This is a genomic window from Faecalibacterium sp. I3-3-33, from assembly GCF_023347295.1.
Taxonomy (GTDB): domain Bacteria; phylum Bacillota; class Clostridia; order Oscillospirales; family Ruminococcaceae; genus Faecalibacterium.
In genome coordinates this window covers 610,416-633,345 of the sequence record NZ_CP094469.1, presented here as the reverse complement: position 1 = coordinate 633,345, position 22,930 = coordinate 610,416, and the positions used below count along the sequence as shown (strand labels likewise).

Genomic DNA, 22,930 nt, shown 5'->3' with positions numbered 1-22,930 from the left:
TCTTTGCACTGCGGGTGCTTTTTTTGTCCACATTTTTGTGGTATCATAAGGAAAAACATCTTATGCTTACAGGAGGGACTTTCCATGGCACAGCCCACCCCGGATACCCAGACCGAATTTGAACGCCGCGAGGCCGCACTGGCCGCCCGCGAGGCAGAACTTGCCCGCCAGCAGGCAGAATTGCAGGCGCAGAAGGCCGATTTTGAGCAGGGCAAAAAGCGCCTGCTGGACAACGGCAACAAGGACTTTGTAAACCCCAAGGAAAAACTTTACGATAAGTTCCCGCTCACGGTGCACCAGATGGATATCATCATCGGCGTGCTGTTCGCCCTGATTGCTCTTTTCCTTGTGCTGGGTGTGACCCACACCAGCTTTTTCGGCCTGTTCGGCGGCTGAGCCGCAGGCGCATCCTCTGTGAAAAACATCCCGTAAAGGAGAATAAAAATGGCACACTATCCCGGTTATACCGTCCTGCGCACCGAGGACTGCCCCGAGCAGCACGGTACTTTGACCCTGCTCACCCATGACGTCAGCGGCGCAGCCGTGCTGCTGGTGGAGAACGAGGACGTCAACAAAGCTTTCGGCATCGGCTTTGGCACTTTTCCCTCCGATGACACCGGCGTGTTCCATATTCTGGAACATTCCGTGCTGGCGGGCAGCGAAAAATACCCGGTCAGCTCCCCCTTTGTGCAGCTGCTCAAAAGCAGCATGGCTTCCTTCCTCAATGCAATGACTTTCCCGGATAAGACGGTCTACCCCTTTGCCACCCCCAACGAGACCGATTTCTGCAACCTGATGGATGTCTACCTGAACGCGGTGTTCTGCCCGCTGGCTATGGTGGACTCTGCGGTGTTCGAGCAGGAGGGCTGGCACCGGGATGCGGACGGCACGGTCAGCGGCGTAGTCTACAACGAGATGCAGGGCGCGCTGGCCTCCCCGGACGCCCAGCTGCAAAACGCCCTGCAACGGGCGATGTTCCCGGATACCGCCTACGGCTTTGTGTCCGGCGGCGACCCGGCGTCCATCCCCGCCCTGACCTATGAGAAATACCAGCGGGTGTACCGCCGCCATTACAGCGCCGACAACTGCTGCATCACCCTGTACGGCAAGATGGACATGGCCGACAAGCTGGCGCGGCTGGACAAGGACTACCTGTCCAAGATGCCCAAAGCAGCTGCCCGTCCCCGCCTGACCATGCAGGACGAGCAGCCCGGCGCATTCGTGGAGCTGCCCTACTACACCGACCAACCCAAGCCGGACGAGGTGCAGTGCGCACTGGCATGGTACACCGGCGCATTTGCCGACCGTGAGCGGCAGCTGGGTGTGGAGATTTTGCTGGGTGCGCTGCTGAGCACTAACAGCTCTCCCCTCAAGGCCGCGCTGCTGGCCGAGCAGCTGGGCGCAGATATCGACATCGGCTTTGACGACAGCACCCTGCAGCCCACCTTGGAGCTGCTACTGCGCGGTGCTACGGTAGATTCTGCCCGCAAATTTGCCCCCGCTGTACGCAAGGCTGTGGACGAGCTGCTAAAGACCGGCATTCCTCACGACCTGCTGCTGGCCGCTTTGAACGAGGCCGAATTTGCTTCTCTGGAGCGTCCGGGCAATCTGCCGGACGGCGTGCTGGACGCCATCAACGCCGCCACCGGCTGGCTGCATACCGGCGATGCCGCCCTGCTGCTGCATACGGATAAACTCTTCGCCGCCCTGCGCAGCAAGCTGGAAGAGGGCTGGTTCGACACCCTGCTGCGGGAGCTGTTTGCACCCGCCCCGGTGCAGGTGGTGCAAATCCCCACCGCACCCAAAGCGGAGGACGCCGCCGCCCCGGTGCGCACCGATGGCAAGCTGGTGTTGGAGCACCCTCTCACCGCCGCCGACCTTGGCGCGGGCGATACCGCCCCGCAGGGCAGCGCCGAGCAGCTGGCAGGTGCCACCCTGCTGCGCCACCCCTCTGCCGGCAGCCTGTACCTGAATTTCTACTATGATCTGGGCACTGTTGCCCCGGAAGAGCTGCAATATCTGAACCTGCTCACCGATGTGCTGGACGAGCTGGACACCCCCGCTCACACCGCCCAGCAGCTGAACACCCTGCGCAGCACATGGCTGGGCGACAGCCGCGCCCAGCTGGACCTTTGGACCGGGCGGCAGGAGGGTTCTCCCTGCCACGCAAAGCTTTCCCTCTGCCTGAGCCTGCTGGAACGCAGCTTAGAAAAGGCGGTGGAGATCGGCGGCGAGTGGCTGTATGATACCATCCTTACCGGCGCTGCTGCCGAAGCCGCCTATGCCCGGGTGGTCAGCCAGCTGAAGCTGCGCATGGAGCAGCTGTTTATCCAGCAGGGCAACGAGTTCGCCTCCACCCGTGCCCGCGCCCATTATTATGTAGAGGGCGCTGCGGACGAAGCCTGCACCGGCGTGAGTTATTATCACTTCCTGTGCGGTCTGCTGGAAAAGGCCGACTGGTCCGCACTGGGCGCAAAGCTGGACGCTCTGCGCAGCCGGGTGCTGCAAAACGCCGCCCTGACCGTCAGCCTGCATGGCACCGAAGCCGCACTGGAAAAGCTGCGCACCCTGCTGCCGGAAAGCCGCTTTGCCGCCGCCCGGCGCACCCCGGCGCAGCCCTACACCCAGCCCCTGACGCCCCCGGTGAACGAAGCCTTTATCATTGACGGCGGCGTGAACTACGATGTGCTGGCATGGCCCATGCCCCGGGACAGCCGCCGCCGGGTGCTGGCACGGGTGATGAGCTACGAGTACCTGTGGCACACCATCCGGGAGGTGGGCGGTGCCTACGACACCGGAATGCTCTGTGCCGACGGCATCGAGTTTTTGTACACCTACCGGGACCCTCACCTGCGGGAAAGCTACGACACCTTTACAGCCGCCCCTGCCGCCCTTGCCGCCCGGGACTATACGGCCCGGGATCTGGACGAGTTCATCGTGGGCACTGCTGCCAAGCTGGACACGCCCCGCAAGGCGCGTGCCGCTGCCCGGGAATTGGATCACCGGTATTTCTGCGGCATCACGGACGAGATGCGCGCCGCCGACCGCAAGGCGCTGTGCAGCGTGGACGCCGCCCTGCTCAAAGCACAGGCCGCAGCCCTGTCTGATGTGCTGTCCGGCGGCGTGCGGGTGGCCTTTGGCAGCAAGGACGCCGTGGAAGCCGCAAAGGATCTGTTCGACCGGGTAGAGACGCTGTAAGCGCCGGTCATTTGTAAAAAATATTTTATTTGTAGTTCCGAAACACCCGCAGGGTGTTTCGGAACTACTTTTTTCCGCACACATTTTTTCTGCACAAATTGCCTGCATTCCGTCCAAATTACCAAAAAATGCCAGATTTTTTGTCAGATAAGTCATACTCATTTAAGAAAATTTGAACAAATTGCGAAATTTGTGTGTTTCCAGTGTGGACAAAAACGTTTTCAGCTGATAGAATGGGAGCTGTTCTTTCTCCGCCGTCCGCAACCGGCGGAGTGTTTTATTGGAAACAGGAGGTTTCTCATGTTAGAAAAGTTCTTTCACCTGAAAGAAAACCACACCGATGCAAAGACCGAGATCATGGCTGGTATCACCACCTTCATGACCATGGCTTACATCCTTGCCGTCAACCCCAACATCCTGTCCGCAGCGGGCATGGATTCCAAGGCTGTGCTGATCGCCACTGCGCTGGCATCCTTCATTGCCACCGCACTGATGGCTGTGCTGGCCAACTACCCCTTTGCACTGGCTCCCGGCATGGGTCTGAACGCCTACTTTGCCTACACGGTCGTGCTGACCATGGGTTACAGCTGGCAGCTGGCTCTGATGGCTGTCTTTGTTGAGGGCGTCATCTTCATCGCACTGTCCCTGACCAATGTGCGCGAGGGCATCTTCAACGCCATTCCCATGACCCTGAAGAGCGCCGTCAGCGTGGGCATCGGCCTGTTCGTGGCCTTTGTCGGCCTGCAGAACGCCAAGCTGATCGTCAACAGCGATTCCACGCTGGTCACCTACCAGCACTTCAAGGGCGCAACCTTCCACAGCGTGGGCGTGGGCGCCATCCTTGCTCTGCTGGGCGTGGTCATCACCGCCATCCTGCTGGTCAAAAAGGTCAAGGGCGGCATCCTGTACGGCATCCTGATCACCTGGCTGCTGGGCATCGTGTGCGAGCTGACCGGCATCTACGTCCCCGATGTGGAAGCCGGCATGTACTCCGTGATCCCCACCGCTTTTGTCAGCTTCGACTTCTCCGCACTGGGCGAGACCTTTGGTCAGGTGTTCAAGACCGACTTCTCCGGTGTCGGCCTGCTGAACTTCTTCGCCGTGATGTTCTCCTTCCTGTTCGTGGACCTGTTCGACACGCTGGGCACCCTGATCGGCGTGGCCTCCAAAGCTGATATGCTGGACGAGGACGGCCGTCTGCCCCACATCAAGGGCGCACTGATGGCAGACTCCATCGGCACCTGCGTGGGCGCTGTGCTGGGCACTTCTACCACCACCACCTTCGTGGAGAGCGCCTCCGGCGTTACCGAGGGCGGCCGCACCGGTCTGACCGCTATGACCACCGGCGTGCTGTTCCTGCTGGCTACCATCTTCAGCCCGCTGTTCCTCACCATCCCCAGCTTTGCTACCGCTCCGGCTCTGATCATCGTGGGCTTCTACATGATGGGCTCTGCCATTAAGATCGACTTCAATGATCCCAGCGAGGGCATCCCCGCCTTCCTGACCATTCTGGCTATGCCCACCGCTTACAGCATCTCCGAGGGTATTGCCATCGGCATTATCTCCTGGACCATCATCAATGTGATCACCGGCAAGGCCAAGGAGAAGAAGATCAGCCCGTTGATGTATGTGCTCACCGTGCTGTTCATCCTCAAGTATGTGTTCCTCTGATTCCCTGCGCGTCTAAAAAGCCAAGCACCCCCTGCGGTCTGCCCGTACAGACTGCAGGGGGTGCTTTTTGCAAGTCAAAAATATAAATTTTCTGCGCTCTGCGGAGCGCGTCAAACGCATTTCCACAGGAAGAGACCGTAGCCTTTATAAAAACAGCCGCGCCCCATCTGCTGGTTCAGACGAGGCGCGGCCTTTTGCGGTATTTGGTTTGGGGTATAGGAGGAATCATGTCCCTGAGAGGGGGCTTGCGGCTCTCCCCCTCCCGGTGATTTTATGATACACGAAAGATCCTACGAAATTATGCTCATTTTATGAATGAGCTGTAAACATTACTCCGGTGCTTTCATGCTTTCCACCATGCTGATGCACCGGACGTGCCGCCGCATCACAAAGCAGACCACTACGGTAAACACCATGGTCAGCGCCACCGCCAGCAGGTAGCTGCGGGGAGCGATCGTGCGGATGAACATGAGCTGATCCATCTCCACGGTCAGCACGATGAACTTGTGCAGCGGCACACCCAGCGCCAGACCCACGCCGGAGCCGATAAGCGCCAGCAGCTCGATCTCGCGGAAGATGTAGCGGTACACTTCCTGATCGTAGAAGCCCAGCACCTTGATGGTCGCCAGCTCCTTTTTGCGCTCCCCAAGGTTGACGCTGATTAGATTATACAGCACCACTGCCGCCAGCGCCGCCGCGCAGATGATGATCAGCACCACCACATAGCCCAGACTGACGATAAGATTATCGAACAGTTCGGTGGTGTCCTCGGTAAAGCTGATGCTGCTGACGTAGTTGCAGTCCAGCAGGTCGGTGCGCAGGGCGTTGTACCCGGCAGCATCGGTGCAGGTGGTCTGACCGTAGACCGTGTTCCACGGGATCTCTGCCGTGCCCAGCAGGCTTTCCAGCTGTGCGCGGGGGAGGTACAGCCGGGTGAACATATAGTTCTCGGTAATGCCGGTCAGGGTCAGCTCCACCCGGGCACCCTCGGCGTTTTCCACCCAGAAGGTATCGCCTGTGTGCAGGCCCAGGTTCTCGGCGGTCTTTTCGGTCAGGATGGCGCTGCCGCTGTCAAAGCTGATGGCCTTGTGCCCCTTGCGGGTGCGGAAGGTGACGTACCGGGTCAGGTCGCTGTCCTTGGCGGCGGCCACGATGCTCACGCTGGCGCTCTCGCCTTCGGCATTGTAGATGGTGGTGGATTTGGTATACACCGCGCTCCAGTTCTGCACGGCGCTGTTGCTGTCCAGCTCCTCTGCCAGCCCCTGCTCCATGGTCAGGGCTTTGGGGTCGCTGAGGGTGATGGACATATCGTTGTGGGTCAGCTCGGTAGACTGCTTTGTGACGATGGGCAGCAGGGAATCCTGAATGCCAAAGCCGATGAGCAGCAGCGCGGTGCAGCCCGCCACGCCCAGCACGGTCATGAAGAACCGCTTTTTATACCGGAACAGGTTGCGGGCGGTGGTCTTTTGGGAGAAGGACATCCGGGACCACAGCGGGGTGATGCGCTCCATCAGGATGCGCTTGCCCGCCACCGGGGCCCGGGGCAGCAGCAAAGCTGCGGTCTTTTCGGCCAGACTGGAACGGCAGGCGTACCATGTGGCAAAGCCGATGACGGCAGCGCTGATGCCCACGCTGGCAGCTGCCATGCCCGGGTAGAAGTGCAAAGTGAAGGTAGGCAGGCTGAACACCAGCTGATAGGCGTTCCAGATAATCACCGGGAAGATGACAAAACCCACCACCATACCGGCGATGCTGCCCAGAATGGTGGCCAGCATCGCGTAGAACAGGTACTTGCCCGCGATGCTGAAATTGGAGTAGCCCAGCGCCTTTAAGGTACCCATTTGCAGGCGGTTCTCGTCCACCATGCGGGTCATGGTGGTGGTAGCCACCAGCGCCGCCACAAGGAAGAAGAACACCGGGAACACCCGGGCAATGGCGTCCATGCGGTCGGCGTACTGGGCAAAGGTGACGCAGCTCATGGTGGAGGTGCGGTCCAGCACATACCACTCGCCCTTTTTGATCTGGCTCACCTGCTCCTCGGCATCGTTCAGCTGGGCAAGGCCGTCTGCCAGTTTCTGCTCTGCCTCGGCCTTCTGGCTCTCGTACTCGGTGCGGGATTCTTCCAGCTGGGTCTGCCCGGCGTTATACTCTGCCCAGCCCTCTTCCAGCTGCTTTTGTGCGGCATCGAACTGGGTGTAGGCACTGGCGGTGCCGGTGGTCAGCTGCAACTGTCCCTGCAAAAGCTGCAATTTCATCTTGCGCAGGGCAGCTTTGGCTTCGGTCACCAGCTGGTCGTTGGAGAGGTTCGGCGAGGAGATCAGTCCCTGCTTGTACATCTGCCGCTTGCCCGCGTCCAGCTGCTGCTGATAGCCCTGCAGCTGGTTATAGATGTTGTCGTAAGCGGCCTGCGCCTTGGCCAGCGCATCCCGCAGTTCAATGTAATCCTCGTCCTCCGGCTCGGCTTCGTCCAGCGCCTTTTCGGCGTTGCGCAGGGCGGCTTCTGCGTAGGTCAGCAGGGGGTCTGCCACCTTTTTCAGGTTGACCAGCAGCTCGATTTGCTGTAACTGTTCCTCAAATTCCAGCACCTGCGCTTCGCTGCTCACCAGCTTATCCGCACCGCTCTGCATGGTGTCCGGCAGGGCGGCTTTCTGGGCGGCAAGCTCCTTTTCCCCGGCTTCCAACTGCGCCTTGGCAGCGTCCAGCTGCTGCTGCGCGTCTGCCAGCTTTGCCTCGGCCTCGGCAAACTGGCGCTCTGCTTCGGCCTTCTGGCTGTCGTACTCGGCGCGCGCTTCGGTCAGCTTGTCGTTGGCGGTGTCCATCAGCTCTTCCCGCCGGGCGGTGCACTGCACACTCTGGATGGCCTTGAGGTTTTCGGCTACGGCATCCACTGCGGCCTGATATTCATCGGAATAATTATCATACAGTCCGGTGTTTTCCGCTTTGATATAGCACGCCGTATAATAATCTGCGGTCAAAGTGCCCTCCGGCACAAACAGGATGTAGTCCAACTGACCATCGCCCACGGTGCTGCTCTCGGAATCGGAGGAAAAATGCAGCGGGTCCTGCACCGTGCCCACCACCGTGAACACCCGCCCGCTGACTCCTTCGGTCTCTTCCGGCAAAGTCAGCTGGGTGCCCAACTCCACCGGACTGCCGTGGCCCATCACGTGCACCACGCACTCCCCGGCCGCTTCCGGCATCCGTCCGGACAGCAGCACCGGACGGTTCATATTCTCCGGCGTATCGGCCTGCGGGTCGGCAGGCAGCTGATACAGCCGCGCCACCGTGGTCTGCTCGTCCCCTGTCCAGTTTCCTTCTACGTCCTGATACTTTACCGCCTGCACGGCATCCACCCCGTCCACAGCGGCAATGGCGTCGATATCGCCCTGACTCAGGCCAAGGGTGGACAGCACCCGCAGGTCGAACACATTCTGCTGCACATAGTACTTCTGGGCAGCGGTGCGCATATCGGGGGCAATGCACATCAGGCCGGTAAGCATCATCACCCCCAGCGCCACGATGCCAAACAGGGACACCACCCGGCTGATGCTGCTTTTCATCTCGCGCAGGATATTTTTGCGGTAACTTTTCTGCACAGTTCTCACCACTCGATCTGTTCCACCGGCACCGGGTGCTCGTTGACCTGATTGGACACGATGCGGCCGCTGCGCACCTGAATGATGCGGTCAGCCATACCGGTCAGTGCCGTGTTGTGGGTAATAACAATGACGGTGCGTCCGGTCTTGCGGCAGGTATCCTGCAAAAGACCCAGCACCTGTTTGCCGGTGCGGTAGTCCAGCGCACCGGTGGGCTCGTCACAGAGCAGCAGCTTGGGGTTTTTGGCCAGTGCGCGGGCAATGGACACCCGCTGCTGCTCGCCGCCGGAAAGCTGCGCCGGGAAGTTGTTCAGCCGCTCGCCCAGACCCACGCTGCGCAGGGTCTCGGCGGGGTCCAGCGGGTCGCGGCAGATCTCGCTGGCAAGTTCCACATTTTCCAGCGCGGTCAGGTTCTGCACCAGATTGTAGAACTGGAACACAAAGCCCACGTCATACCGGCGGTAGGTGGTCAACTCTCGGGCTGAAAAGCGGCTCACGTTGCGGCCATCCAGCCAGACGTTGCCCTCGTCGCAGTTGTCCATGCCGCCCAGAATGTTCAGCAATGTGGTCTTGCCCGCGCCGGAGGGCCCCACGATGATGCAGAACTCGCCCTTGTCCACATAGAAATTCAAATGGTCGGCTGCAGCGATCTTCACACTGCCGGTCTGGTAATATTTACAGACATCTTCAAACTCCACAAAATGCTCCATGGCGTTTTTCCTTTCTGTCAGAATGCAAAGTATTTCAACTTAAATATAGCATAAACCCACCGGGATTTGCAAAGCCCCCGGTGCGAATTTTCAAAAACTTAACAGAAGTTTTCATAAAAAGCAAAAAGCCCCCGCACACAGGGTGCAGGGGCTTTGGAACAGCTTTTTACTTGCGGTTTGCCAACAGGCTCTCGATCTTCTTCAGGGGGTCGATGATGCTGGAAACGGACATATCGTGGTTCAGTGCCACTACAAAGTAGGCAGCGTACTTGGAAACATCCACGTCCACATACCAGTCGCGGGTCAGCAGCTCGGGCATACGGTAGGTCAGGTTGGTACCCACAACGTAGGTCAGGGTGCCGTCTGCCACAGCCTTGTCGAACTTCTCCAGACCGCTGGTGAACAGGGGGAAGGTGGCGTTGGCAATGATGTTGGCAGCGCCGCGCTCCTTCAGGTTGCTGGCAACCTCCAGCATGCTCTCACCGGAAGCGATGATATCGTCTGCGATAAAGACGGTCTTGCCCTCCACGCTCTCGCCCAGATACTCGTGTGCAACGATGGGGTTGCGGCCGTTCACCACGCGGGTGTAGTCGCGGCGCTTGTAGAACATACCCAAGTTGCAGCCCAGCACGCTGGAGAAGTACATATTGCGGTTCATAGCGCCCTCGTCCGGGCTGACCACGGTGAACTTCTCCTTGTCGAAGGACAGGGTGGGGTCCTTCTTCAGCAGGCTCTTCAGCACCTGATAGGTGGGCATGGCGTTATCAAAGCTCATCAGGGGCACTGCGTTCTGCACGCGGGGGTCGTGTGCGTCAAAGGTGATGATGTTGCGCACGCCCATGGTCTGCAGCTCCTGCAGCGCCACAGCGCAGTCCAGACTCTCGCGCACCACGCGGCGGTGCTGACGGCCGCCGTACAGGCTGGGCATGATGACGGAAACGCGGTGTGCCTTACCGGCCACAGCCTGGATCAGACGCTTCAGGTTTGCAAAGTGGTCGTCCGGGGACATGTGGTTCTCGTAGTTGAACAGCTTGTAGGTGACGCTGTAATTGCCCGGGTCCACCACGATAAAGATATCGTCGCCGCGGACAGACTCCTTGACCAGACCCTTGGCGTCGCCGCTCTGGAAGCGGGGGCAGTCGCAGGAAATAATGAAGGTGTCTTTTTCAATTCCGGCAGCCTTTGCCCAACGGACAAGGTGCTTGTCGATCAGGCCGGTCAGCTCCTCGGCACCGGGGCAGGCGATCAGCCGCATATCCGCCACACTGGGCTGCTCAAAGAAGGACTTCGGGGAAATTTCAATAGACATAGTCACATAACTCCTTATTGCTGTTTACCATCCGTACCATGCACACAAGTGCGCATATCTAGTTTTATTTTATCACATTTTGTCGATTGTTCCATATCAATTTGTTTCATGTGTGGATTTTCTGCGCCTTGCACAGCTGTTTTTCCTTTTCCTTCAAGAGAATGTGAGTTTCTTACAAAAACGCGACCAAATCTTTACCGTTTCGCAAAGTTTATCTGATTTTTGAGGAAAAGTAGGACTTTTCTAAGTCTCCTTCTCTTTCCTAAGTGACGCAAAAGAGCCGCTGCACGGTCGGGTGCAGCGGCTCTTCTCTTCACTTACCTTCTATCAGGGTAAAACGCTTTTTACAGGGCAGCCACGGCAGCCTTCAGGGCATCCACGCGGTCGGTGTTCTCCCACTTCACGCCCAGATCCTCGCGGCCCATGTGGCCGTAGGCAGCCAGCTGGCGGTAGATGGGCTTGCGCAGGTCGAGGTCACGGATGATGGCGGCGGGGGTCAGGTCAAACACCTTCTCCACTGCCTGCTCGATCTTCTCGTCTGCCACGGTGCCGGTGCCGAAGGTATCCACCATGATGGACACAGGCTTTGCCACGCCGATGGCGTAGGCCACCTGCACCTCGCACTGCTTTGCCAGACCCGCAGCCACGATGTTCTTAGCCACCCAGCGGGTAGCGTAGGCTGCGCTGCGGTCCACCTTGCTGGGGTCCTTGCCGGAGAAGGCGCCGCCGCCGTGGCGTGCATAGCCGCCGTAGGTGTCCACAATGATCTTACGGCCGGTCAGGCCGGTATCGCCCTGCGGGCCGCCCACAACAAAGCGGCCGGTGGGGTTGATGTAGTACTTGGTGTTCTCGTCCAGCAGCTCGGCGGGGATGGTGGCCTTGATGACCTTTTCCATCACGTCTGCGCGCAGCTGCTCCATGCTCACGCTCTCGCTGTGCTGGCTGGAAATGACCACGGCGTCCACGCGCACGGGCTTGTTGTTCTCGTCGTACTCCACGGTCACCTGACTCTTGCCGTCCGGGCGCAGGTAATCCATCTCGCCGCTCTTGCGCACTTCGGTCAGGCGCTTTGCCAGCTTGTGGGCAAGGCTGATGGGCATGGGCATCAGCTCGGGGGTCTCGTCGCAGGCATAACCGAACATCATGCCCTGATCGCCTGCACCGCCCACCTGATCGTTGGTGCCCAGTGCAATGTCGGGGCTCTGGCCGTCAATGTTGGAGATGACGGCGCAGGTGTCGGCGTCAAAGCCGAACTTTGCACGGGTGTAGCCGATATCTGCCACCACCTCGCGGACGACCTTCTGGAAGTCCACATAGCAGCTGGTAGTGATTTCGCCCATAATGTGCACAAGGCCGGTGGATGCGCAGGTCTCGCAGGCCACGCGGGCGTCGGGGTCGTGGGTCAGAATCTCGTCCAGAATTGCATCAGAGATCTGGTCGCAGATCTTGTCGGGATGTCCCTCGGTGACGGACTCCGAAGTAAACAGGTGTCTAGCCATTTTTTGCCTCCTAAATGTTGCAGTTGCGTGTATTTACCATTCCATCAAGTTTGTTCTGAAAAATAAAAGCGCCCAGAGCCGAAAGCTCTGAGCGTTGCACTCTTATCTTCCGGTTTCCCGCAGGATTTGGCACCTTACGCGCTCGCGCAGGTTGTCGGGCTTCACAGGGCCTGTCCCCTCAGCCGCTCTTGATAAGTCGGTATTCAATTGGTACGCCACATATTCTATCATTACAGCGTCAGATTGTCAAGATAAGTCGCACTTATTTTAGACATTCCTTTTAAATTGATGAAGCATTTCCCTGCTCCGGTGCGGCGTGGCCGTCCCGGGCGGCGTGGAAAGCGCGCTTTTCCGCATACATCCGCTGATCCAGCTCCACCAGAAACTTCTCCACACTGCCGCCCTCGTACTTTGCCACACCGGTGGAGAAGGACAGCTGAAAGCTGCCCGCCGGAGCGGTTTCGTTATAGTGCTGCACCCGCTGCTCAATAGCGGTACAGGTCTTGTCCAGTATCTCCTCCGAGCCGTGACAGATCAGCACCATGAACTCGTCGCCGCTCATGCGGATGGCTACCGAGTTTGCCACCAGCGCCCCGGACAAGATGTGCCCGATCTCCTGAATGGCCCGGTCGCCCTCGGCGTGACCGTAGGTGTCGTTGATCTCCTTGAAGCAGTTCACGTCCATCATGATGCCGTAAACGTCCTTCTCCTGTGTGGCGTGGATGCGGTCCAGACAGTAGTTCATGTACTTGCGCCCAAACAGGCCGGACAGTTCATCGGTATAGCCGCGCAGGCTGCGGGTCTGGCTGTCCACAAGCACAAAAGCGATGGCTACCGACAGCCAGCCAAAGGCCATGCCGTAGAATGCGCCCTGCAGCAGCGTGCCCACCGCACAGGTGACCACGAAGTAGTACACCGGGAAAAATTCCACCGTAATGCCATCGCGCTTGGCCTTATGCACCTGCCACACGCTCTCGGCGTAATAGCTGAACAGCAGCAGATACAGCAAAATGTTTAGCGGACCGCGGCGGTAGACGTTGTCCGCGGAGATGGTAAAGATCCACCCCGTGCCAAAAAGGTTTGCCACCAGCAGCACCAAAAGCGCCAGCAGCGGCGCACCCAGCAGCAGGTGCCTTCTGCGCAGGCGTCCAATGCTGCGGTAGACCCGGAAGTCCACATACAAGCACCACGCATAGCCCACGCACACGGTAGCGCCGGTGCAGACGGTGTTGGTGAGGTACAGCCAGAACCGGCTTGCCGCGCCGGGCACGCCGTCCAGCAGAAAGCTGATCGTCTCTGTTACCTGTGCCAGCAGCGTCACCACCAGAATCCGGCAGAACAGCTCTGTTCCCACGCTGTTTTTACTTTCGCCGCGCACCCGCAGTAAAAGCAGAAAGCTTACCAGCACCGCCCCTGTGCCATTGGCCACAAGGATCTCGGGTATATTCATTGCGCTTCCTCCTCTGCCCGCCTTACCCCATAAAGCGGGCAGCCTCCTATTTCATACAGTATCTATCTGTATTATACACCCTGCCGCGCCCTGCTTGCAAGGCTTAGGTGCAAAAAAGGCCGCTGCACGGCAATTTGTGCAGCAGCCCTTGAGAAATCATCCTTTGCAGTTCAGCCAAGCCCAGAGGCTTTGCCGAAATACCTTTTTTTTGCAGAAAACTTAATAGCCCTTTGCCTGCTCGCCGTTCAAAATCTTGACAGCGCGGGAGGTACCCAGACGGTCAGCGCCCAGTGCAAGGAAAGTCTCCATATCCTTCACGGTGGAAATGCCGCCGGCAGCCTTGACCTTGCAGCGGCCATGCACGCCCTTGACCATCAGCTCCACATCGTGGAAGTTTGCACCTGCGGTAGAGAAGCCGGTGCTGGTCTTGATGTAGTCGGCACCGGCCTCGCAGACGATGTCGCACATCTTTTCCTTCTCTTCCTCGGTCAGCAGGCAGGTCTCGATGATGACCTTCAAAATCTTATCGCCCACAGCCTGCTTCACAGCACGGATGTCCTCGCGGACAGCATCGTACTCCTTGTTCTTCAGGCGGCCGATGTTGATGACCATATCCACCTCGGCTGCGCCGTTGGCGATGGCAGTCTTGGCTTCAAAGGCCTTGCTGGCGGTATCCATTGCACCCAGAGGGAAGCCCACCACGCAGCACACGGGGATGCGGCCTGCCATATACTCCACAGCCTGCTTGACGTAGCAGGTGTTGATGCAGACGGATGCGGTGTGGTTTGCAATGGCTTCGTCACACAGCTGCTGGATCTGGGGCCAGGTGGCCTCCGGCTTCAGCAGGGTATGATCGACATGGGACAGGATCTCTTCGCGGTTCATGCTCGTTCCTCCGTTGTTTTACTTGCTGGCACGGCGCACCTTTGCCATGCCCACAGCGCTGAGTGCAATCGCAGTCGCCGATACCGTTGCACCAATGATGCCCAGCACCAGACCAGAGACCAGGAATGCGAACCCTTTCAGACCACGTTTCATAATACCGTACCTCCTAAGATGATTGTTATTAAAACCCTCTCAGTCACGGCTTACGCCGTGCCAGTTCCCCCGAGTGGGGGAGCTTTATCATTGGAGAAAAACGTTTCCTTCTTCTACAAAAGCTCGCCCCTTGGGAGAGCTGTCGCCGTCAGGCGTCTGAGAGGGTTCTGCTTACTTTTTCTTAAAGATGATCAGCTTGCTGAACACATAGTTCAGCACCACGACCACTACGTTGGAGAATACCTTGACGCACAGACCCCACAGCTCTTGCGCTGTGATGAGGGTCGTGACAAAAATTGCTGTCGGGCCATCCGCGCCGCCAATGATGGCAACACCCGCTACCGATGCTGCTGCCGAAGCAGCCGCACCGGTGTAGCTGCCCGATACCGTCAGGAAACTGCCGAACAGGCTCTCCATCAGCGCCGCGCCCTGCGCGGCCAGCAGGTTGCCGCCCACGATCATGATGGCGGCATCCAGCACCATGGTGCCCAGACGGCAGGTGACAAAGGTGCCGAACTCTTTCGCCATGGCTTTGCCGGTGGTCTTGCTGCGGAACACGAACGCGCGGTTAGTACAGTAGGCAAACAGGATGCACAAAGCGTTATCCAGCACATTGCCCCAGCTGTTGGCGGCAGTGTAGCCGAACAGCCGGCTGAACAGCGCGTACAGCACAATATTCAGCAGGGTGGTCAGCACGCCAAAGATCAGGTAACTGAGCACTTCCCAGTGCTTTTTTAAAAATTTCATCATGGCTTTGTTAACAAAAACAGCCCCGCCGCCGTTTTCCCGGCAACGGGGCTGCAGATCGCATTGTGTCAGAAGCTATGCTTTTGCACGAAGAGCTGATTACTCAGCGTCGTCGTTCAGCAGAGCCTTCATGGACAGGCTGATGCGCTTCTTGTCGAAGTCAACATCCAGCAGCTTCACATCGACCATATCGCCGACCTTCAGTGCGTCAGAGACCTTCTCAACGCGGTCATTGCTGATCTCGCTGATGTGGACCAGACCGTCAACACCCGGCAGGATGCGGACGAATGCACCAAACTTGGTCAGAGAAACGACCGGAGCATGGAAGGTGCTGCCGATGGGGTAGTTGTTCTTCAGCTGCTCCCAGGGGTTGTCCTCGGACTTCTTGTAGCCCAGAGAGACCTTGTGGTTCTCGGTGTCGATGTCCTTGACATACACTTCGATGGTGTCGCCAACGGAGACGACCTCGGAGGGGTGCTTGATGCGGTTCCAGCTCAGCTCGCTGATGTGGCACAGGCCGTCAACACCACCGATGTCAACGAATGCACCGTAAGAGGTCAGGCTCTTGACAACGCCGGTGTAGGTCTTGCCCACCTCAACGTTTGCCCAGAACTCCTCGCGCTTTGCCTTGTTCTGCTCAGCGGTCACCTTGTTGATGCTGCCCACGATCTTGCGGCCAGAGCACTCGGTGACGACCAGCTGAACGTGCTGGCCGACCAGAGCAGTGTAGTCCTCGTCGCGGCGCATAGTGGCCTGAGAACGGGGAACGAACACCTTGACGCCCTTGACGTTGACGACAACGCCGCCCTTATTGAACTCGGTAACATCGCCCTCGACGACTTCACCGGATTCTGCTGCCTTGGCGATCTCTTCCATGCCCTTGCGAGATGCGAGCTTCTTGCGGGAGAGCTGGATGACGCCATCCTGGTCCATAACCTTCTCGACGATGAGGTCCAGCTCATCGCCAACCTTCACCAGGTCTTCGACCTTGGCGGAGGAATCATCGGTCAGCTCGCTCAGCTTGACAAAGCCGGTCTGCTTCGCACCGATATCCACCTGGATCTCGTTGGCAGAGATGCTGGTCACGATTCCTTTCACAATACTGCCTGCATGAACTCGCTTTTCTTCGGATGCGTTCAGCATCTCCTCAAAGCTCATGTTGTCATTGATTTCTGCGCTCATACTGTTAAGTACCTCCTCAATAATAGACGATGGCGTTGAAGCCCCGGCTGTCACGCCCGCCACTTTAACATCTGCAAACCATTCCGGCCGAAGTTCGCTCGCTGTTTCGACCGTTACGGCACGCGTGTGTTTTGCGGCGACCTGTACCAGCTTTTGGGTATTGGAAGAATGATGACCGCCAATGACAACAACAATGTCGCATTTTTGGCTGAGGTCTTCCGCTTCCTGTTGCCTCGCCCACGTCGCATTACATATTGTATCAAAAATTCGGGCGTTTGTATAGGCTTTTTTGAGAAACTCCGAACTTTCTTTCCATTTTGTTACCTGAAATGTGGTCTGTGCAACTGCAAAAAGGGGTTTTTGGGGGTCAGAAGGGCCGTTCCACGCCTCTAACTCGGCTAAATCGGCAAAAACGAACACCTCGCCCCGGGTGTGTCCCACAATGCCCTGCACCTCCGGGTGGGTCTTATCCCCCGCCACCAGCAGCACCGCGCCCTCTTTTTCAGCCTGCGCGGCAATGCGCTGGATCTTCTGCACAAAGGGGCAGGTAGCGTCATGGTACGGGATGCCGCGCGTCTCCAGTTCATCGTATACGCTGCGGGGCACCCCGTGGCTGCGGATGACCACCTCGCACCCGGCAGGCACATCCTGCACGGTGTCCACTACCTGTGCACCCTTGCGCCGCATATCCTCCACCGCCTGCGGGTTGTGGATCAGCGGGCCCAGTGTTGCCACCTTATGCCCCTCGGCCAGCAGGCCGTAGGTCAGTTCCACGGCACGGTTCACGCCAAAGCAGAACCCCGCCGTTTTTGCCAAACGGATCTCCATCTCTTACGCCCCCATCTTTTCCCATGCTTCCAGCAGTGCCTGCTTGTTGGCACGGAGCTTTTTGGTGTCCCGGCGGCTTTCCATGGCAAACTGCGCTGCGGGCATCGGCTCGCCGTAGATCACCCGCACCTTGCAGAACAGGTGCATCTTCCCGTCCGGGGTGTCGTACAGGATGCGGCAGGGCACAACGTCCACCCCTGCCTCGGCGGCAATGACGAACAGGCCGCTCTTGGGGGGCAGAAGCTTGCCCTCTTTTTCGCGGGTACCCTCCGGGAAGATGAGCAGGGTCTTGCCCTGCTTGCAGGCTTCCACCGTCTGGGAGATGACCGTCATCTCGTCCTTGGTGCCGCGGACGCACACGCCGCCGCAGCAGCGGAAGAACCAGGTCAGAAAGGCGTTGATCTCGAACAGTTCCTTTTTGGCGAACACCACCATCCGCCTGCCCCACCGGGTGACAACGATGAACACCGGGTCGATGGCAGACACATGGGTGGGCGCAAGGATATAGCCCTTCGTCTGCACCTTTTTCAGGTTTTCGCGTCCCTCCACCCGGATGCGGAAACCGATGTGCCACACAAGCCACGCAAGGGGCACCAGAATATAATATAGTACCATTTTTCTATTCCTGTCCTGTTTGTTTTACCCGCCGAGCTTTTTGGCAATGATCTGCTTCATGGCGTCAAGGCTCTGCTCAAAGTCCAGCTCCGAGGTATCCAGCAGCACGGCGTCCTCTGCCTGCTTCAGCGGAGCGGCGGCGCGGTGGGTGTCCTGATAATCCCGCTGCTTCACATCTGCCAGCACTTCCTCGTAGGGGGTGTCGATGCCCTTGGCCTGATACTCCTTCCAGCGGCGGGTGGCGCGTGCCTCCGGGCTGGCGGTCAGGAAGATTTTTACCGTAGCGTCCGGCAGCACCACCGTGCCGATATCCCGGCCGTCCATCAGCACATCCTGCTTTTTGGCCATGCTGCGCTGCAAGTCCAGCAGAAATGCCCGCACTGCGGGGTTTGCGCCCACGGCAGAGGCTGCCATACCCGCCTGTTCGGTGCGGATGGCGGTGCTCACGTCCTCGTCCTTCAAGTAGATGTGCTGCTCGCCCGCAATGGAGGCCAGCCGCAGCTCGATTTCCGGCAGCAGGGCGTCCACCGCCGCGTTGTCCTTGGGGTCCTTGCCCGCGCGCAGGGCGTACAGGCCGATGGCGCGGTACATTGCACCGGTGTCCACATAGATATAGCCCAGCTCTGCCGCCAGACGGCGTGCCAGAGTGGATTTGCCTGCACCCGCAGGCCCATCGATCGCAACAGATACCATGATATGTTCTCCTTATTATATATAATAGTACACGGGAATGGACTGCACTGCTTTTTTACAGATTATTCGCAAAGCTTTGTGCGGTGCAGAAAGCGATCTGCAGATTGTAGCCGCCGGTGTAGGCGTCCACATCCAGCACCTCGCCCGCAAAGTACAGCCCCAGCGCCTTTTTGCTCTGCATGGTCTTGGGGTCTACCTCCCGCACCGATACGCCGCCGCTGGTGATGACTGCGTGGGCAAGGTCGCCCCGGGCGTCAATGGACACCTGCCAGTGCTTGACCAGCTGCACCAGCTCCCGCTTCTGCTCCCGAGTGATCTGGTTTGCCTTGGTGGCGGGGTCGATGCCCCAGCGCGCCACCATCACCGGCTGCATGCTGGAAGGCAGCAGCTTGACCAGCGCACCCTGCGCCGCGTGGTTTGCCAGCAGGGCAAAGTCCCGGGTGATGCGGTCGTACAGCTGCTCCTCGCTCAGGGCGGGCTTCAGGTCGATCTCCGCGATGTACTTGTGCTTTTTCATATCCCCCAGATGGCTGGACGCGCTCAAAGTCAGCGGCCCGCTGATGCCAAAGTGGGTAAACAGCATCTCGCCCTGCTCGTCAAAAATGGCCTTGCCGTCCTCCAGCAGGGTCAGGGTAACGTTTTTCAGCGCCAGACCCATCATCTTTTTGCAGTCCGGGTCCCGGCTGACAAGGCTGACAAGACTGGGCACCGGCTCCACAAGGGTGTGTCCCGCCTGCTGCGCCAGCTTGTAGCCGTCGCCGGTAGAACCGGTGGTGGGGTAGCTCACGCCGCCGGTGGCCACCAGCACGGCGTCCGCCCGGTATTCCCGACCGGAAGTGCCCCGCACGCCTACGCAGCGCAGCGCCGGGCCCACCTTTTTCTTTTTGGGGTGGCGCGGGTTTTCTGCTGCCGCCGGGGCAGGCTCTGCCTCCGGCACGATGTCCTCCAGCAGCAGCTTCTTTGCGCTATCATAGACGATGTCGGCATCCTGCGCATAGCGCAGCAGCGCCTGCCGGATCTCCTCGGCCTTATCCGATACCGGGAACACCCGGCGGCCGCGCTCCACCTTCAGCTCCACGCCAAGGCCTTCGAACAGTTCCATGGTCTTTGCCGGGGGGAACGCCCCCAGCGAGGAGTACAAAAAGCGCGGGTTCGTGCGCACATGGCGCAAAAACTCCTCTGCCGGGCAGTCGTTGGTCACATTGCAGCGCCCCTTGCCGGTGACAAGGATCTTCTGCCCGGGCTTTTCGGTATGCTCCAGCACCGTCACCTGATGTCCCTGCCGCACGGCGGCACCCGCCGCCATCAGTCCGGCCGCCCCGGCTCCCACGATCAAAACCCTTGCCATCTGTCATCCTCCCAAAATCGCCTTTTAACTCTATTGTATCATACCAGAAACCCCGCACAAAAGCAATGCAGCGCCGCCGGAAATGAATGGATTTTCGGTTCCACGCCCTCTTGACAAAGCCGCCGGGCTGCTGTATTCTTTTTACAGACCGTTAGTTTGTAAAAAAGGAGCATCCGCCATGCCGCGCAACAAATACCCGGAACAGACCGTTGAAAAGATCTTGGACGCCGCCGCCCTGCTCTTTATCCAGAAGGGCTACCAGAATACCACCCTGCAGGACATCATTGATGCCACAAAGCTTTCCAAAGGGGCGGTGTACCATCACTTCCGCTCCAAGGAGGAGATCGCGCAGCGTGTCGGCGACCGTTTGGGCGACCAGATGTGGGAGCCGCTGCGCCATATCCGGGACGACCCGGCCCTGACCGGGCTGCAAAAGCTGCAGGCGGTGTTTGCAGCTTCCTTTGCCGGGCAGCGGCAGCAGCAGATCGCGCAGACTTTGCCGCACCTGTGCAGCAACCCGCAGTTCCTTGCCATGGAGCTGACCAACATTGAAGCGCATCTGGCCCCGGAGTGTATTGCCCCCATGATCCGGCAGGGCATGGCGGACGGCTCCATCCACACCGCCGATGCCAATGCACTGGCCGAAGCGCTGTTCGTGCTGGCAGACATCTGGCTTTCTCCCCAGACGCGCCCCACCACGCCGGCCCAGCAGCGGGCGCGGAACGTCGTGTTTCAGCAGATGACCCACGCGCTTGGGCTGGATCTTTTGACGGATGCACAGGCCGAACAGCTGGTGCAGCTGTGCACACCGGTCAAAGACTGAATTTTCCCGGGCGGAACGCTCCGCCTTTTTTTGTATGTAAATACAGACCAACAGTCTGTAAATAAAAAAGCAGGAGGTTTCCATGAACACTTTTATCCTTATCGTCCTCGGGCAGATCGTCTCCCTGTTCGGCAATGCCGCCCTGCGGTTTGCGCTGCCACTGTATCTGCTGCGGCAGACCGGTTCCGCTGCGCTGTACGGCGGCATCACCGCGCTGGCCATGCTGCCTGCTCTGGCCGGAATGCTGACCGGCGGCGCGCTGGCAGACCGCTGCCGTAAAGCCCGCCTGATGGCACTGCTGGATCTGGTGACCGCCGGTATTGCGGCTGCAGCCGCTGCCGGACTGCCGCATCTGCCCCTGCTTCCGCTGGTCCTGACAGTGCTGGGCAGTCTGTACGCCATTCAGGGGCTCTACCAGCCCGTGGTACGCGCCTGCCTGCCCCTGCTGCTGAACGGCACCCAGCTGCTGCGCGGCAACGCAGTCATCCAGCTGGTGGATACCGTGGACGAGCTTCTCGGCCCCCTGCTGGGTGCTGTTCTGCTGGAGCACCTCGGCATCCGGGGTCTGCTGGTGCTCTGCGGCTGCTGCTTTGCACTTTCTGCCGGGATGGAGCTGTGCCTGTGCATCCCACAGGATGTCCCATCGGACACAAAGCTCTCCGTCCGTTCTCTGTGGGCCGACCTGCGGGAAAGTGCGCAGTTCCTCACCGAGCAGGCTGCGGTGCTGCGGTTAGCTGCCGCCATGGCGGCTGTAAACCTGCTGGAAGTCCCCGCCCTCACCGTAGGTGTTCCGGTGCTGGTGGTACAGACTTTGCAGAAAAGTGATGCCTCCCTTGGTCTTGTGCAGGCGGTGCTGAGCGCAGGCGGCATTCTGGGCGGCATTCTGGCCGGAACCGTCTTTGTCCGGCATCCCATCCGCAGCGGCACAGGTCTTTTGCTGGCGCTCAGCGGCGTGTGCGCCGCGCTGGGGCTTGCTCTCCGGGTGTCAGTGCTGCAGTTCGGCAGCATTCTGGTGCTGGGGGCCGTATTTATGGCCGTGGCAGCGCTGTTCAATGTATGGTTTTTTGCGCAGCTGCAGGTGTTAGTGCCGCAGGCACAGCTGGGCAAGACGACAGCCTGCCTCTCCGTGCTGGCCTGCCTGACCCAGCCCATCGGGCAGGCAGCCTATGGCAGTGCCTTCCAGCACTGGGCTGCGCACCCGGCAGATGTCCTGCTGGCAGCCGGGGTGCTTTCGGCGCTGGTCCTCTGGCTGCTGCAAACGCGCCGTACCATCTGACACAGCAAAAAAGGAGCCGCTATTGCAGCCCCTTTTATGGTTTGCTTACTCCGACAGCTTTGCCGGGTCGAGATAGCTTTCGCCCTGCTTTACCTCCACATGGATGTGGCTCTCCTCGGCGCACTCGCAGCCGACAGTGCCCACCGTGCCCAGCTTCTGCCCGGCGGTCACGGTCTCCCCGGCCTTTACGGCAGGGTCAGCCACACCGCACAGCCGCCAACTGCGGCCAGCGGCATCTTCCAGCACCACCACAGTGCCCCAGTTGCCCTCTGCTCCGGCAGAGACCACCTTGCCCGCTACGGGTGCTGCCACCGCAGCGCCCTGCGTGCAGGCATAGTCCACGCCGTTGTGGGTGCGCCAGTCGCCCAGCGTTTTGTTATAGACCAGTTCATCGCCGCTGAAGGCGTTGAGCACGCGCCCCGGCGTAGAGGGTGCGGCGGCAGGCTGTGCCGAACTGCTGGCAGGCGAGGATGCGCCTTGCAGTGCCGAGGGTTCGCGCAGCGAACCAGAGCCAGACTGCGCACCAGAGGACGCCCCAGAGGGCGTCTGCTGCGGCACATCTGCCTTGCTGTTTGCAACGTCGGTCACGGGCTGCTGCCATGTGGTATCCTCCTGTGCGTCCCAGTCCGGTTCTGTTTCCGGGGTGGTCTGTTGGGTGGTGCCGGGGGCGTTTAGTCCATCCAGACTTTTTTGCAGTTCTGCCCGCAGGGCGTGCACCGCCCACACCCCTGCCGCAGCCGCAGCCAGCAGGCTTGCGGTCAGCAGCAGAGCAAAGCCCTTGCCGTGCAGAAATTTTTTGATCTGCTCCATGCTTGTTACTCCCATCTGTCCGTTTTGTATACGGGATCATCTTCTGGGCTTAGTGTGGGACAGCGGCGGGCGGTTTATGCAAGGGGACAAAAAAGACACGCAAAAAGGCTGAGCAGGCGCTTTTTTGCAGCTGCTCA

The 22,930-nt window shown here is 59.4% G+C and carries 18 protein-coding genes and 1 riboswitch; of the genes, 5 read left to right on the top strand and 13 right to left on the bottom strand.

The annotated features are described in order from the left end of the window. The first annotated feature begins 84 nt into the window (after window positions 1-84). The 3 genes from MTP39_RS02975 (at window position 85) to MTP39_RS02965 (ending at window position 4,869) form a co-directional block, all read left to right on the top strand. Window positions 85-396 (top strand): hypothetical protein, encoded by a 312-nt coding sequence (locus tag MTP39_RS02975; RefSeq protein WP_249241380.1) that lies wholly within the window; start codon window positions 85-87, stop codon window positions 394-396. Window positions 397-444: 48 nt separating this feature from the next. Then, complete coding sequence (locus MTP39_RS02970) at window positions 445-3,198, top strand: insulinase family protein (RefSeq protein WP_249241379.1); 2,754 nt, start codon at window positions 445-447, stop codon at window positions 3,196-3,198. Between the two features lie 300 nt (window positions 3,199-3,498). Then, window positions 3,499-4,869: an NCS2 family permease gene (locus tag MTP39_RS02965; protein WP_249241378.1), complete on the top strand. Its 1,371-nt coding sequence runs from the start codon at window positions 3,499-3,501 to the stop codon at window positions 4,867-4,869. Window positions 4,870-5,198: 329 nt separating this feature from the next. Here the strand turns inward: MTP39_RS02965 and MTP39_RS02960 are convergent, their stop codons facing one another. The 12 genes from MTP39_RS02960 to MTP39_RS02910 all read right to left on the bottom strand — a co-directional run bounded on the left by MTP39_RS02960 (window position 5,199) and on the right by MTP39_RS02910 (window position 19,884). Continuing rightward, window positions 5,199-8,465 (bottom strand): FtsX-like permease family protein, encoded by a 3,267-nt coding sequence (locus MTP39_RS02960; RefSeq protein ID WP_249241377.1) that lies wholly within the window; start codon window positions 8,463-8,465, stop codon window positions 5,199-5,201. Window positions 8,466-8,470: 5 nt separating this feature from the next. Further along, on the bottom strand, window positions 8,471-9,175 hold the full coding sequence (locus tag MTP39_RS02955) for an ABC transporter ATP-binding protein (RefSeq protein WP_005927166.1): 705 nt from the start codon (window positions 9,173-9,175) through the stop codon (window positions 8,471-8,473). Window positions 9,176-9,341: 166 nt separating this feature from the next. Beyond that, window positions 9,342-10,484, bottom strand: coding sequence for a ribose-phosphate pyrophosphokinase (locus MTP39_RS02950; protein WP_249241376.1), 1,143 nt, complete (start codon window positions 10,482-10,484; stop codon window positions 9,342-9,344). A gap of 344 nt (window positions 10,485-10,828) precedes the next feature. Beyond that, entirely contained in the window at window positions 10,829-11,983 is a 1,155-nt protein-coding gene (gene metK / locus MTP39_RS02945; RefSeq protein WP_117928679.1) for a methionine adenosyltransferase, read from the bottom strand. 99 nt (window positions 11,984-12,082) lie between these two features. Then, window positions 12,083-12,181: riboswitch (SAM riboswitch) on the bottom strand. 82 nt (window positions 12,182-12,263) lie between these two features. Then, on the bottom strand, window positions 12,264-13,433 hold the full coding sequence (locus MTP39_RS02940; protein WP_249241375.1) for a GGDEF domain-containing protein: 1,170 nt from the start codon (window positions 13,431-13,433) through the stop codon (window positions 12,264-12,266). A gap of 219 nt (window positions 13,434-13,652) precedes the next feature. Next, window positions 13,653-14,318, bottom strand: coding sequence for a deoxyribose-phosphate aldolase (deoC, locus tag MTP39_RS02935; protein ID WP_249241374.1), 666 nt, complete (start codon window positions 14,316-14,318; stop codon window positions 13,653-13,655). A gap of 18 nt (window positions 14,319-14,336) precedes the next feature. Further along, window positions 14,337-14,471 (bottom strand): hypothetical protein, encoded by a 135-nt coding sequence (locus tag MTP39_RS14005; RefSeq protein ID WP_005944717.1) that lies wholly within the window; start codon window positions 14,469-14,471, stop codon window positions 14,337-14,339. Between the two features lie 171 nt (window positions 14,472-14,642). Then, on the bottom strand, window positions 14,643-15,221 hold the full coding sequence (locus MTP39_RS02930) for a GtrA family protein (RefSeq protein ID WP_249241373.1): 579 nt from the start codon (window positions 15,219-15,221) through the stop codon (window positions 14,643-14,645). Window positions 15,222-15,317: 96 nt separating this feature from the next. Beyond that, window positions 15,318-17,228, bottom strand: a complete 1,911-nt coding sequence (locus MTP39_RS02925) for a bifunctional 4-hydroxy-3-methylbut-2-enyl diphosphate reductase/30S ribosomal protein S1 (RefSeq protein ID WP_249241372.1) — start codon at window positions 17,226-17,228, stop codon at window positions 15,318-15,320. A 3-nt stretch (window positions 17,229-17,231) separates the two neighbouring features. Continuing rightward, entirely contained in the window at window positions 17,232-17,843 is a 612-nt protein-coding gene (locus MTP39_RS02920) for a lysophospholipid acyltransferase family protein (RefSeq protein ID WP_249241371.1), read from the bottom strand. Window positions 17,844-17,867: 24 nt separating this feature from the next. Then, a complete protein-coding gene (cmk, locus tag MTP39_RS02915) occupies window positions 17,868-18,536 on the bottom strand; it encodes a (d)CMP kinase (protein WP_249241370.1) in 669 nt (222 codons plus the stop codon). Between the two features lie 55 nt (window positions 18,537-18,591). Next, entirely contained in the window at window positions 18,592-19,884 is a 1,293-nt protein-coding gene (locus tag MTP39_RS02910) for an NAD(P)/FAD-dependent oxidoreductase (protein ID WP_249241369.1), read from the bottom strand. Between the two features lie 178 nt (window positions 19,885-20,062). Here MTP39_RS02910 and MTP39_RS02905 point away from each other — a divergent pair, with 178 nt between their 5' ends. Both MTP39_RS02905 and MTP39_RS02900 read left to right on the top strand, forming a co-directional pair. Then, window positions 20,063-20,707, top strand: a complete 645-nt coding sequence (locus tag MTP39_RS02905) for a TetR/AcrR family transcriptional regulator (protein WP_249241368.1) — start codon at window positions 20,063-20,065, stop codon at window positions 20,705-20,707. An 82-nt stretch (window positions 20,708-20,789) separates the two neighbouring features. Next, the gene (locus tag MTP39_RS02900; RefSeq protein ID WP_249241367.1) at window positions 20,790-21,983 is read left to right on the top strand and encodes an MFS transporter; all 1,194 of its coding nucleotides are present in this window, start codon (window positions 20,790-20,792) and stop codon (window positions 21,981-21,983) included. Window positions 21,984-22,028: 45 nt separating this feature from the next. On the opposite strand, the gene MTP39_RS02895 is transcribed toward MTP39_RS02900, so the two are convergent. Beyond that, the gene (locus MTP39_RS02895) at window positions 22,029-22,793 is read right to left on the bottom strand and encodes a M23 family metallopeptidase (protein ID WP_249241366.1); all 765 of its coding nucleotides are present in this window, start codon (window positions 22,791-22,793) and stop codon (window positions 22,029-22,031) included. Window positions 22,794-22,930 lie beyond the last annotated feature (137 nt).